The organism is Hamadaea sp. NPDC051192, assembly GCF_040682475.1.
Taxonomy (GTDB): Bacteria; Actinomycetota; Actinomycetes; order Mycobacteriales; family Micromonosporaceae; genus Hamadaea; species Hamadaea flava.
On the sequence record NZ_JBFBAZ010000198.1, the window covers coordinates 1 to 11,435 of the forward strand.

At 69.7% G+C, this 11,435-nt stretch carries 12 protein-coding genes; 5 read left to right on the forward strand and 7 right to left on the reverse strand.

Annotated features, from left to right (window positions below; genetic code table 11):
• Positions 1 to 38: 38 nt before the first annotated feature.
• The 5 genes from AB0M47_RS39685 to murA form a co-directional block, all read right to left on the reverse strand.
• Complete coding sequence (locus tag AB0M47_RS39685) at positions 39 to 692, reverse strand: DUF2461 domain-containing protein (RefSeq protein ID WP_363423437.1); 654 nt, start codon at positions 690 to 692, stop codon at positions 39 to 41.
• Positions 693 to 701: 9 nt separating this feature from the next.
• On the reverse strand, positions 702 to 1,214 hold the full coding sequence (locus AB0M47_RS39690) for a Clp protease N-terminal domain-containing protein (RefSeq protein ID WP_363423439.1): 513 nt from the start codon (positions 1,212 to 1,214) through the stop codon (positions 702 to 704).
• A gap of 3 nt (positions 1,215 to 1,217) precedes the next feature.
• The gene (locus AB0M47_RS39695; RefSeq protein WP_253761483.1) at positions 1,218 to 1,466 is read right to left on the reverse strand and encodes a helix-turn-helix domain-containing protein; all 249 of its coding nucleotides are present in this window, start codon (positions 1,464 to 1,466) and stop codon (positions 1,218 to 1,220) included.
• A 78-nt stretch (positions 1,467 to 1,544) separates the two neighbouring features.
• Positions 1,545 to 2,174: a DUF3043 domain-containing protein gene (locus AB0M47_RS39700; protein WP_253761484.1), complete on the reverse strand. Its 630-nt coding sequence runs from the start codon at positions 2,172 to 2,174 to the stop codon at positions 1,545 to 1,547.
• Between the two features lie 43 nt (positions 2,175 to 2,217).
• Entirely contained in the window at positions 2,218 to 3,564 is a 1,347-nt protein-coding gene (gene murA, locus AB0M47_RS39705; protein ID WP_363423456.1) for a UDP-N-acetylglucosamine 1-carboxyvinyltransferase, read from the reverse strand.
• A 383-nt stretch (positions 3,565 to 3,947) separates the two neighbouring features.
• Here murA and AB0M47_RS39710 point away from each other — a divergent pair, with 383 nt between their 5' ends.
• Positions 3,948 to 5,945, forward strand: a complete 1,998-nt coding sequence (locus tag AB0M47_RS39710; RefSeq protein ID WP_363423442.1) for a peroxidase family protein — start codon at positions 3,948 to 3,950, stop codon at positions 5,943 to 5,945.
• 136 nt (positions 5,946 to 6,081) lie between these two features.
• On the opposite strand, the gene nadA is transcribed toward AB0M47_RS39710, so the two are convergent.
• On the reverse strand, positions 6,082 to 7,293 hold the full coding sequence (gene nadA, locus AB0M47_RS39715; protein WP_363423444.1) for a quinolinate synthase NadA: 1,212 nt from the start codon (positions 7,291 to 7,293) through the stop codon (positions 6,082 to 6,084).
• A 64-nt stretch (positions 7,294 to 7,357) separates the two neighbouring features.
• Between nadA and AB0M47_RS39720 the strand changes: the two genes are divergently transcribed.
• On the forward strand, positions 7,358 to 8,461 hold the full coding sequence (locus tag AB0M47_RS39720) for a glycerate kinase (protein WP_363423446.1): 1,104 nt from the start codon (positions 7,358 to 7,360) through the stop codon (positions 8,459 to 8,461).
• A gap of 66 nt (positions 8,462 to 8,527) precedes the next feature.
• A complete protein-coding gene (locus AB0M47_RS39725) occupies positions 8,528 to 9,061 on the forward strand; it encodes a hypothetical protein (RefSeq protein WP_363423448.1) in 534 nt (177 codons plus the stop codon).
• Here AB0M47_RS39725 and AB0M47_RS39730 read toward each other — a convergent pair.
• Positions 9,052 to 10,566 carry an MFS transporter gene (locus tag AB0M47_RS39730; protein WP_363423450.1) on the reverse strand — a complete coding sequence of 505 codons (1,515 nt, stop codon included), beginning with the start codon at positions 10,564 to 10,566 and terminating at the stop codon, positions 9,052 to 9,054. The two genes, AB0M47_RS39725 and AB0M47_RS39730, sit on opposite strands and share 10 nt — an antisense overlap.
• A gap of 87 nt (positions 10,567 to 10,653) precedes the next feature.
• On the opposite strand from AB0M47_RS39730, the gene AB0M47_RS39735 reads away from it, so the two are divergent.
• Positions 10,654 to 11,112, forward strand: coding sequence for a MarR family transcriptional regulator (locus AB0M47_RS39735; RefSeq protein WP_363423452.1), 459 nt, complete (start codon positions 10,654 to 10,656; stop codon positions 11,110 to 11,112).
• Positions 11,113 to 11,155: 43 nt separating this feature from the next.
• A partial coding sequence (locus AB0M47_RS39740) for a DegT/DnrJ/EryC1/StrS family aminotransferase (RefSeq protein ID WP_363423454.1) occupies positions 11,156 to 11,435 on the forward strand: 280 nt, incomplete at its 3' end.

Genomic DNA, 11,435 nt, shown 5'->3' on the forward strand with positions numbered 1-11,435 from the left:
CCGAGCGGGGCGAGCGGGGCGAGCGAGGGGGAGGGGGCTCACCGCCGGGGTGGCATGGTGAACTCGCCAACGTAGGTCGCCACCCACTCCACCAGCGGTGCCAGGGCTTGCCAGTCCGCGCGTACGACTGCAGCCGTAGCGGAGGTGTGCAGCGACGGGGATGGTTCGTGGTGGCGGCGGGCGACCAGGGATTCGTGCCGCATGAGCGCGAGGCGCGGATGGTCGGCGGCCACCCCGCGGGGCCGCGTTTTGACTTGGTCGCCGGAAAGCTCGAAGCCGTTGTCCACAAGGGACGCAACAAGCGTGGCGAGCTGGGGTCCGCTGGCGGGGGAGTCGACGGCGGCCCGGTAGCGCGCGGTCTGCTCGCGGGTGTGGGCGTGGAAGCCGGCGCCGGTCGTGAGCCCGTCGGCGTCGATCTGCACGTAGTACCCGACACCGTCGAGGATCTCGCAGAACGCCCCTTGATGCGTCTTGTAGGGCGACTTGTCCGCGGAGAAGCGCGTGTCCCGATACGGCCGGAACACCTTCGGCTCGCCCCATGAGTCGCCCAGTTCGGCGATCAGCGCGAGCATCGGCGTCTTGATCGCGCGCTCGTAGACGTCCTTGTGTTCGGTCCAGTAGGTCTTCGAGTTGTCCGCGAGGAGTCCCTCGAAGAAGATCAGCGCCTCGTCCGGAAACCCGTCGAACCCCATACGAGCAGCCTAGAGCGCGGCGTCGACCTCGTCGCGCAGGGCCTCCGGGTCGATGCGCGCCCACCGCAGGACGTCCACCGCCGGTCCACCCTCGCGGATCAGCGCGAGCAGGAGGTGCCCGTCGCTGATGTGATCGTCCTTCCGCCGGATCGCCTCGCGCAGGCTCAGTTCCAGCACCTTCTTGCCCGCCGGCCCGAAGCCCACCCGTCCGCGTACCGGTCCCGGCTCGTCCAGCACGCCCGGCCCGAAGGTCGCCTCCAGCTTGTCGCGCACGGCCGCGAGGTCGATTCCGATGGCTTCGAGCGCCTGCGCGTCCAGGCCATTCCGTCGAATCATCTCGTACGCCGAAAGCCGGGTGAGTCCATGCCGGGCGAGGATGCGCCGGGCGACACCGTCGGGGGAGTCGAGGAGGCCGAGCAGGAGATGCTCCGGCCCGACCCGTTCCGCCCCGAGCCGGCGAGCGGCCTCCTGGGCGTGCACGACGGCCTGCCGGGCGTCGGTGTGGAACCTCTGGAACGGCATCGCCTACTTCTCCTTTCCGAAGAGTCCGCGGCCGGCGCCGAACTTCTTGTGCACCGCCTGCCGGGTGACCCCGAGCTGGACGGCGATCTCCTGCCAGGTCCAGCCGAGGTTGCGGGCGTGCCGCACCTGGACGGCTTCGAGTCGCTCGGCCAGCTCCCGCAGGGCGCGTACGGCGCGGAGGCCGACGGCCGGATCGGTGCTGCTCGCCGCGGCGGTCAGCCGTTCGGTGGCGGCGCGATCGGTCTCGCTCATGCTGTCAACTCTAGTTGACACGACGGGCGAAAACAAAGCCCGCACTCGGGCGGGCCTTGTTTCGTGTCAGACCGCTGTTCAGATGGCTTCGCCGAACTTCTTCCGGGCCTGCGGCATCCGCAGCCGCCGGAAGGTGATCGCGCGCATGAACGCGTAGAAGTAGAGGGACCGCATCGAGACACTGGGCTTCGGGAAGCGCTCGCGGACGAGGCGGCTCACCTTGCGGCAGATCAGCACGGTGTCGACCAGCGTCGCGAAGGCGATCGCGAACCAGATGAGCTGGGCGTACATCACGAAGGTCGGGTTGCCGGTGCCGGTGCCGAGCAACACCACGAAGGCGCTGCCGAAGAACCAGGTGCCGATCGTCCGCCGGGTGTCGACGATGTCGCGGACCAGCTTGCGCTCCGGGCCCTTGTCCCGGGGCATGAGGTAGCGCTCTTCGCCCGCCTTCATGCCGGCCATCGCCTCGGCCCGCTCGCCGCGCTGCTTGTCCTTCATGCGCCGGTACGCCTCGCGCTTGTTGGCGGGCGGCGGTTCCGCCTTGCGGCGGCCGTCGGTGCGCTTCGGGGTGGCCTTGCCCTTGCTCGGCGTGTACGCCTTCGAGCTCGCCTCCTCCGAAGTCTCCTCAGCGGTCTCGGGAGCAGCGGTCACCGAGGTGACCGAGTCCTCGACGAGGTCGGCGGATTTGCGGCGGAAGAGCGTAGACACGCGACAAGAGTAGCTGACCGAAGCCGTACTTACCCGCCGCCCGTCATGCCGCCTGGGTCACGGGCCGCTCGGTCCGCGCGCCGAGGCCGGCGAGCTTCGCCTCGAAGTCCTCGTAGCCGCGGTTGATCAGGTCGACGCCGTGGACCCGGGAGGTGCCCTCGGCGGCGAGCGCGGCGATCAGGTGGCTGAACCCGGCCCGCAGGTCGGGGATGACGAGGTCGTGGGCGTGCAGCTTGGCCGGGCCCGCGATGACCGCCGAGTGACGGAAGCCACGGCGGCCGAAGCGGCAGTCCGCGCCACCGAGGCACTCGGCGTACACCTGGATCGTGGCGCCCATCTGGTTGAGCGCGTGGGTGTAGCCGAACCGGTTCTCGTAGACCGTCTCGTGTACCACCGACAGGCCGTTGGCCTGGGTGAGCGCCACCACCAGGGGCTGCTGCCAGTCGGTCATGAACCCGGGGTGGACGTCGGTCTCGATGACCACCGGTCGCAGGTCGCCGCCGGGGTGCCAGAACCGGATGCCGCCGCCCACCGGGTCGTCGTCGACCTCGTAGCTGCCGCCGATGGACCGGAAGACGTTGAGGTAGGTCATCATGTCGGCCTGCCGGGCGCCGCGGACGAAGATGTCGCCCTTGGTCGCCAGCGCGGCCGAGGCCCAGCTGGCCGCCTCGATGCGGTCCGGGATCGGCCGGTGGGTGAATCCGGTCAGCCGGGACACGCCCTCGATCTCGATGACGCGGTTGGTGTGCACCTTGATGATCGCGCCCATCTTCTGCAGCACACAGATGAGGTCGACGATCTCGGGCTCGACGGCGGCGTTGGCCAGCTCGGTCACGCCCTCGGCGAGGACGGCGGTGAGCAGGATCTGCTCGGTCGCGCCGACCGACGGGTAGTCGAGGGTGAACTTGATCCCGTGCAGCCCGTTCGGGGCGGACAGGTGCAGCCCCTCGGGCGTCTTGTCGACGATCGCGCCGAACTGCCGCAGCGCTTCGAGGTGGAAGTCGATCGGGCGCGGGCCGATGTGGCAGCCGCCCAGGTCGGGGATGAACGCGTGGCCGAGCCGGTGCAGCAGCGGGCCGCACAGCAGGATCGGGATGCGGCTCGACCCGGCGTGCACGTTGATCTCGTCGATGCCGGCCCGCTCGACGTTCGAGGGGTCGAAGACCAGCTCGCCGTCGAGGTCGCCGTCGGTGACGCGTACGCCGTGCAGCTCCAGCAGGCCCCGGACGATCTCGACGTCGCGGATGCGGGGGACGTCGAACATGCGGCTGGGCGTATGCCCGAGGACCGCGGCCACCATCGCCTTGGAAACGAGGTTCTTCGCGCCCCGGACCCGGACTTCGCCGGTCAGGGGAGTGCCACCGGTCACGACGAGTACGTCAGACAACACGACCTCCATGGGCGCGAAGAGTTGGGCGGGCGTACGAACCGCCGAAGCATACTCCCGGAATCGGTCTGCGTCAGAGGAGTCACGCCGATTCGGGAATAGCCGGAATCGCTGGTCACGCACCGGAACTGCATTGTTGCGCGCCGTGTCCTTTTCAGGCTTCTCCCGGGTCCTTGTGGTCCAGAGTGGACCTTGGTACTCCTCGATGTAGTGACACCCCGGAGTCGGGCGATTACCGCAGCTCAGATGGCACATACAAAACATTGACGAGTGGCTTTCCGGGACCAACGATGTTCCCTGCGCGCGCAGTCGGAATCGCTCGATCCGCCTGATTTCTATTGAGGACAGGCGGCGAGAGCGACGTCTCCCCAAGGCAGGAGAAGACCGTGAGACGCAGACGAAGCCGCGCCCGATCATCCCGGCGCCTGATCATCGTCGGAGTGACCGTCGCCCTGCTCCTCGGCATCGTGCAGGTCGGATACTCGATCGCCGACGCCCGCAAACACAACCGGCCCAGCAGCATCGAGTCGTTCCTGCGCCGCTTCGAGGTGCAGGCGCTCGACGGCACGGGCAACAACAAGTCCCACCCGGAATGGGGCCAGGTGGGCCGGGCGTATCTGCGTGTCGCACCCACGCACTACGCCGACGGACGATCCGCCCAGGTAGCCGGGCCAGACGCACGCCTGGTCAGCAACCGGATCTTCAACGACGTCCAGCAGAACGTGTTCTCCGAGCGCCGGGTCAGCCAGTGGGGCTTCACCTGGGGCCAGTTCCTCGACCACACCTTCGGGCTCCGCGCCGACGGCACCGAGAAGGCGAACCTGAAATTCGACCCGGACGACCCCCTGGAGAGCTTCCGCGACGACCTCGGTGTCATCCCCTTCACTCGATCGGCGGCCACCCCCGGCACCGGCGTCTCCGGACCCCGCCAGCAGACCAACACCGTCAGCTCCTACCTCGACGCGTGGGCCGTCTACGGCGGTTCCGAGTCGCGGCTCGAATGGCTGCGGGAGGGCGAGGTCGACGGCGACCTGAAGAACAACGGCGCGAAACTGCTCCTGCCGGATGGGTACCTGCCGCGTCGCGACGCTCGGGGCGACTCGGCGACCGCTCCGCCGATGAACCTCGACGGGCGCCTGCTCGGCCAGGCCGCCAAGGCGATGGTCGCCGGCGACGTCCGGGCGAACGAGAACATCGCGCTGACCGCGATCCAGACGTTGTTCGCCCGTGAGCACAACCGAATCGTGGATCTGCTGCCGGAGACCCTCAGCGAGGAGGAGCGCTTCCAGATCGCCCGGCGAGTGGTCATCGCCGAGCAGCAGTGGATCACCTACACCCAGTTCCTACCGGACATGGGCGTACGCCTGCCGGACTATCGCGGCTACGACCCCCGGGTAAATCCGACCCTGAGCAACGAGTTCGCGACCGTCGGATACCGCGCCCACAGCCAGATCCACGGCGAATTCGAGGCCGAGGTGCCGGTGGACGGCTTCCCGGCCGCCCGGGTCGCCGCGCTGGAGGCGCAGGGCGTCGAGGTGACCCCGTCGGCCGACGGGGAAGACCTGGAACTGGTCATCCCGCTGAACGTCGCCTTCTTCAATCCCGACCTGGTCGCCATGATCGGGCTCGGCCCGCTGCTGGCGGGCATCGGCTCGGAGTCGGAGTATCGCAACGACGAGATGATCGACAACCAGCTGCGCAGCGTCCTGTTCCAGATCCCCGACCCGGGCAACCCGCACTGCCTCGACGGCGTCGAGCTGCCGAAGTGCTTCCAGGGCGTCCTGGATCTCGGCGCGATCGACGTCCAGCGCGGCCGGGATCACGGCATGCCCACCTACAACCAGCTGCGCAAGGCGTACGGGTTGCCGGAGCGCACGATGTTCCGCGCGATCACCGGCGAACGGTCGCAGACCTTCCCGGCCGACACCTTGCTCACGCGCGGCCAAGAGGCCGACGATCCGCAGAGCCTCGACTTCGTGCGGCTGTTCGACATCGAGGGCAAGCCGGTCGAGGCCGGCACCGACGCCGCCGAGAACACCGTCACTCGGGGCGTACGCCGGACGCCGCTGGCCGCCCGGCTGCGCTCGGTCTACGGCTCGGTCGGCCGGGTGGACGCGTTCGTCGGCATGGTCTGCGAGCCGCACGTACGCGGATCGGAGCTGGGCGAACTGCAGCAGGCCATGTGGCGTAAGCAGTTCCAGGCGCTGCGCGACGGCGACCGCTTCTTCTACGGCAACGATCCAGGTCTGACGCTGATCAGGCGCCAGTTCGGCATCGACTTCCGGCGTACGCTCGGCGACCTCATCGCCGACAATGCCGGCATCGACCGGGACGACCTGGCCGACGACGTCTTCTTCACCCCCGCCGAAACCGGCGTGGCCTAACCCCCGCCCCCACTGCCCCCACTACCCTCCCCCCGGCCCCGCCGATCCCCGGTTGATCATGGAGTTTCCGGTACCGACACGCCGTCGAGACGACAGTTAACTCCATGATCAACGGGGAGAGAGGGGGTGGGTGGGGTTAGGGGAGGGCGAGCATTTGGTTTAGGGCGACCCGGGCGTTGTGGGCCGTCTCGGGGTCGACCGTGATCTGGTTCGGCACCCGGCCGGCGACCAGTTCCTCCAGCGCCCAGACCAGGTGCGGGAGGTCGATCCGGTTCATCGTCGAGCAGTAGCAGACCGCCTTGTCCAGGAACATGATCTGCTTGTCCGGGTGGGCCAGCGCGAGCCGGCGGACCAGGTTCAGCTCGGTGCCGACGGCCCAGGCCGAGCCGGCCGGCGCCGCCTCGATGGCCTTGATGATGTATTCGGTCGAGCCCACGTAGTCGGCGTTCGTCACGACCTCGTGGCGGCACTCCGGGTGCACGAGGACGTTGACCCCCGGTACGCGTTCGCGCACGTCCTGCACGGATTCGAGGGTGAACCGGCCGTGCACCGAACAGTGCCCGCGCCAGAGGATCACCTTCGCGTCGCGCAGCTGCTGCTCGGTGAGCCCGCCGTTCGGCTTGTGCGGGTCGTAGAGGACGCAGTCGTCGAGGCTGTAACCCATCTCCAGCACGGCGGTGTTGCGCCCGAGGTGCTGGTCCGGCAGGAACAGGACTTTGCCGCCGCCCTTCGCGTCAGGCGCAGCCGCGCCGGCTAGGCGATCCCCCTGCTCGAACGCCCAGTCCAGCGCCCGCTTCGCGTTGGAAGAGGTGCAGACGACGCCGCCGTTGCGGCCGACGAAGCCCTTGATGTCGGCCGACGAGTTCATGTAGGTGACCGGCACGACCGACTCGGCGATGCCCAGGTCCTGCAGCAGATCCCAGCATTTCTCGACCTGGCTCAGCACGGCCATGTCGGCCATCGAGCAGCCGGCGGCGAGGTCGGGCAGGACGACCTGCTGTGCGTCGGTGGTGAGGATGTCGGCGGACTCCGCCATGAAGTGCACGCCGCAGAAGACGATGAACTCCGCGTCCGGCCGGGCGGCGGCCTCGCGGGCGAGCTTGAACGAGTCGCCGGTCACGTCGGCGAACTGGATGACCTCGTCGCGCTGGTAGTGGTGGCCGAGGACGAAGACCCGGTCGCCCAGCGCGGCCTTGGCGGCCTGAGCCCGCGCGACCAGATCGGGGTCGCTCGCGGGCGGCAGCTCGCCGGGGCATTCCACACCACGCTCGGAGGCAGGATCGCTGCCCCGGCCGAGCAGAAGCAGCGCGGTGGCGGTGTTGCTTGGTTCAACCCATGTGGTCGTCACAAGCCAATCGTCCCATGCAGCGTGTGGTGTGACAGAGGTCCGCGCGATGTGATAGGCACCGCACATGCGTCTGCTGATCTGCCCCGACAAGTTCGCCGGGACCCTGAGCGCGCCCGACGCCGCCGAAGCGGTGGCCGAGGGCTGGCGGTCGGTACGCCCGGACGACGATCTCGTGCTGCGTCCGCTCGCCGACGGCGGCCCCGGCTTCGTGGACGTCCTCGCGGCGGCACACCCTGAAGGAAAGCGCTTTCCGGTGCCGACGGCCGATCCGCTCGGCCGGCCGGTCACCGGCGAGATCCTGATCGTCGGCGACACGGCGTACGTGGAGAGCGCGCACGCGTGCGGGCTGCACCATCTGAGCCCGGCCGAACGGGATCCGCGGCGCGCCGGCTCGGCGGGGTTGCTGCCGTTGCTCACGGCAGCAGCCGAGGTGGACGGCGTCCGCCGGATCGTGATCGGGCTCGGCGGCAGCGCCACCAACGACGCCGGCGTACGCGTCCTCGCCGGGCTCGGGCGGCCGGAGGCACTGGCGGCGTACGCCGGGAACGGGGACGACGCGGATCCAGGCGCGGCAGCGGGCGCGGCATCAGACATGACGCCGGAGACGGCGACGCTGGCCGGAATCGAGCTGATCGGGGCGACCGACGTCGACAATCCGCTCACCGGCCCGCGCGGGGCCAGCCGGGTCTTCGGCCCGCAGAAGGGTGCCGATCCGGCGGCGGTCGAGGAATTGGAGGCCGCCCTGACGCGGGTCGCGAGCGTGCTCGCCGAGGGGATCGCCGAGACGCCCGGCGCCGGGGCGGCCGGGGGACTGGGCGCGGCCATCCTCGCCCTCGGCGGGCGGCTCACCTCCGGCATCCAGCTCGTCCGCGACGCCATCGGCCTCGACGCCGAGCTGCGCCAAGCCGATCTGGTGATCACCGGCGAGGGCTCCTTCGACGAGCAGTCCCTGCACGGGAAGGTCATCGACGGCGTCGCCGGCGCGGGCGCTGCTCTCGGCGTACCAGTGGTCGTCATCGCGGGACGAGTCACCGCGAAGCCGGCGGCCTGGCACGCGGCCGGTGTGACTGATGCGCTGTCGCTGTCCGAAGAGTTCGGCCTGGAGCGGGCGTTGGGCGACGCGCGCGGCTGCGTGCGGGAGATGGCGGCGCGGGTGGCGGTCGGATAGCCGTCGGCAACCGAGGCGCGGCGAGTGGCGTCTTCCCCATCGAAAGACTTCGAACGGGGGTTCGCCATGAAGTTGTTTCGCCGTGTTCTGTCGTTGCTCGTGATCGCCTTGCCGGTGGCCGCCTGCACCCCGGCGGCCGGGCCCGCCTCGACCTCGTCGTCCGCCGCCGTGGCGGTGACGCTGGGCCCGGCCGGGTACGGGGAGCTGAAGCTGGGCATGACGCCGGACCAGGCCAAGGCCACGGGGCTGATCAGCGAACCGGCCGGGTCGGCCGGGACCGCCTGCGGGCGGTACGCCTACCTGAAGGGCGCCGCCTCGAACGGAACCGAGGGGCGGCTGTATTTCTCGAAGAAACTCGGGCTCGCCGCGATCTACGGATATGCCGGCCTCGGCACTCCGGAGGGCGTCGCCGTCGGCACGTCCTACGGGAAGCTGCACGAGGCCTACCCGGGTTGGAAGCCGGTCGGCGGCGGCGAACGCGACGGCCGGGGCCAGATCGCGGTGCCGGGCAACCCGGCCGCCGTATACCGGATCGAGGTGTACGGCGGCCGGGTCGTCCAGCTGGCGGTGCAGGTCAAGAACCAGGACTGTTACGAGTAGGCCTCTTCCAGCTCCCGCTCGGCGGGGACCGTCTCCACGGAGGGTTCCGGCTTCGCCGCGCCCTGGCGTACGCCGAGCAGCGCGACGAGCAGTCCGGCGAGGGTGACGGCGGTGATCACGGCGATGGCCGGGCCGAACGCCGACGGCACCCGGCCGGGCTGGATCACCTCGTTGCCCACGATCGCCGTGGTGATCGCGAGCACCATCGCGCCGCCGACCTGGAACGAGGTCTGCACCAGACCGGAGGCCAGCCCCTGCTCCTCGTCGGCGACGCCGTTGGTGGCCTGCACGTTCATCGACGAGAAGGCGAGGGCGAAGCCGACGCCCAGCAGCAGCACCGTCGGGAGCATCCGCCAGTAGGAGGACGCCGTGTCGACGCCGAGGAACAAGGCGTACGCGAGCACGAACGCGCCCATGCCGCCTGCGATCAACCGCCCGGTCCCGTAGCGGGTGATCAGCCGGCCCATCAGCGATCCCGATGAGGCGACCATGAGCCCGGCGGGGAGCAGGGCCAGCGCCATCTGCAGCGGCGACCAGCCGAGGACGGCCTGCAGGAACAACCCGAGCACGAACTGGAAGCTGATGTACGCCCCGGCGACGGTGACCGCCGCGACGTTGGCCCGGACGAGGGTGCGGTTGCGGAAGATGCCCAGCCGCACCAGCGGGTGCTTGATCCGCCGCTCGACGGCGATGAACGTGCCGAACAGCAGGGCCGCCACCGCGAACGAGCCGAGCGTACGCACCGAGCCCCAGCCCGCGGCCGGTGCGTTGACCACGGTGAACACTGTTAAGAGGAGGGCGGCCGTCGAGGTCACCGCGCCGAGGATGTCGTGCCCGCCGGCGGCGCGCTCGCTGTTCTTGGGGATCAGCTTGATCCCGGCCGCCAGCGCGATGAGCGCCAGGGGAGCGGGCAGGAGGAAGGTCGCCCGCCAGTTGATCTCGGTGAGCAGGCCGCCCAGGATCAGGCCCGAGGAGAAGCCGCTCGCGCCGAAGACCGTGTAGATGCCGAGGGCTCGGTTGCGTACCGGGCCTTCGGGGAACGTGGTGGTCAGGATGGACAGTCCGGCCGGTGCGGTGAACGCGGCGGCCAGCCCCTTGATGAACCGGGTGGCGATGAGCAGCCCGCCGTCGTCGACGAGCGCGCCGAGCAGGGACGCCGCCGCGAAGACCGCGAGCGCCACGAGCAATGCCCGCCGCCGCCCGAGCAGATCCGCCGTACGCCCGCCGAGCAGCAGCAGGCCGCCGTAGCCGAGGACGTAGCCGCTGACGATCCACTGCAACGACGCGGTGGACAGGCCCAGGTCGGCCTGAATGGCGGGGAGTGCGACGCCGACCATCGAGACGTCGAGGCCGTCGAGGAACAGGACGGTGCAGAGGACCAGCAGCGTGCCCCAGAGCTGCGGGGTCCAGCGGGTATCCGGAACGGGACCAGGCACACCTGCGTGCCGGCCGCGCTTGTTGTTGCGTTCTGCGGAGGTGCTGGCCGATGACTCGGTGACGATCATGCGGGGTAACGTACATGCATCCGCATTGAATGCGCAAACATAAAATGCTCTCGCATGTTGTGCAGGCGCATGCTAGGCTTCGGCCTTGTGAGCCTCGAGATCGTGGAACGGGAGGCGCCACCGCATGTCCGGCAGTGGCGCGACCTGGCACGCCTGTTCACCTCGACCTCGTGCCAGCTCGACAAGGCCCTGCACGACAAGCACGGACTCGGGATGAGCGAGTTCGAGATCCTCGACCGGCTGGCGGAGGCGCGCGAGTGCCCCGGAGCGGCCCGGATGCAGGAGCTTGCCGACGAGGTTCACCTCAGCCAGAGCGCGCTGTCCCGCGCGGTCGACCGGCTGGAGCGGGAAGGTCTGGTGCTGCGCCAGTCGTGCGCCACCGACCGCCGGGGCGTCTTCGTGCACATCACCGACACCGGCCGGGTGCGCTGGCAGCAGGCCTGCCCGACGCAGCGGGCGGTGCTGGCGGAGACGCTTGAGGATTTCGGCCGTGATTTACCACCCCACGGCCGGGTCGCCGACCAGGAATCGTCGCCGGCGAGCTAGCGTTGGCTTTGAGACGACGATCGCAACAGATCAGGGAGCACTCGTGACCAGTCCTACCACCCAGTCGCAGGAGACCGCCGCGACCGGCATCCTCCTCACCGACGTCGCCGCCGGCAAGGTCAAGGCGCTGCTCGAGCAGGAGGGTCGCGACGACCTGCGGTTGCGCGTCGCCGTGCAGCCCGGTGGCTGCTCCGGCCTGCGCTACCAGCTCTTCTTCGACGAGCGTCAGCTCGATCTGCAGCCGGGCGACGAGGTGATCCTGCCCTCGTTCACGTTCTGCTCGACCGCCAACGCGTACGCCCTGCGCGGCGCGATCCCCGTGT

Excerpts from the sequence above, each read along its gene's own strand:
- AB0M47_RS39685 (WP_363423437.1), bottom strand. The coding sequence starts at position 692 with ATGGGGTTCGACGGGTTTCCGGACGAGGCGCTGATCTTCTTCGAGGGA.
- AB0M47_RS39690 (WP_363423439.1), bottom strand. The coding sequence starts at position 1,214 with ATGCCGTTCCAGAGGTTCCACACCGACGCCCGGCAGGCCGTCGTGCAC.
- AB0M47_RS39695 (WP_253761483.1), bottom strand. The coding sequence starts at position 1,466 with ATGAGCGAGACCGATCGCGCCGCCACCGAACGGCTGACCGCCGCGGCG.
- AB0M47_RS39720 (WP_363423446.1), top strand. The coding sequence starts at position 7,358 with ATGCGTCTGCTGATCTGCCCCGACAAGTTCGCCGGGACCCTGAGCGCG.
- AB0M47_RS39725 (WP_363423448.1), top strand. The coding sequence starts at position 8,528 with ATGAAGTTGTTTCGCCGTGTTCTGTCGTTGCTCGTGATCGCCTTGCCG.
- AB0M47_RS39730 (WP_363423450.1), bottom strand. The coding sequence starts at position 10,566 with ATGATCGTCACCGAGTCATCGGCCAGCACCTCCGCAGAACGCAACAAC.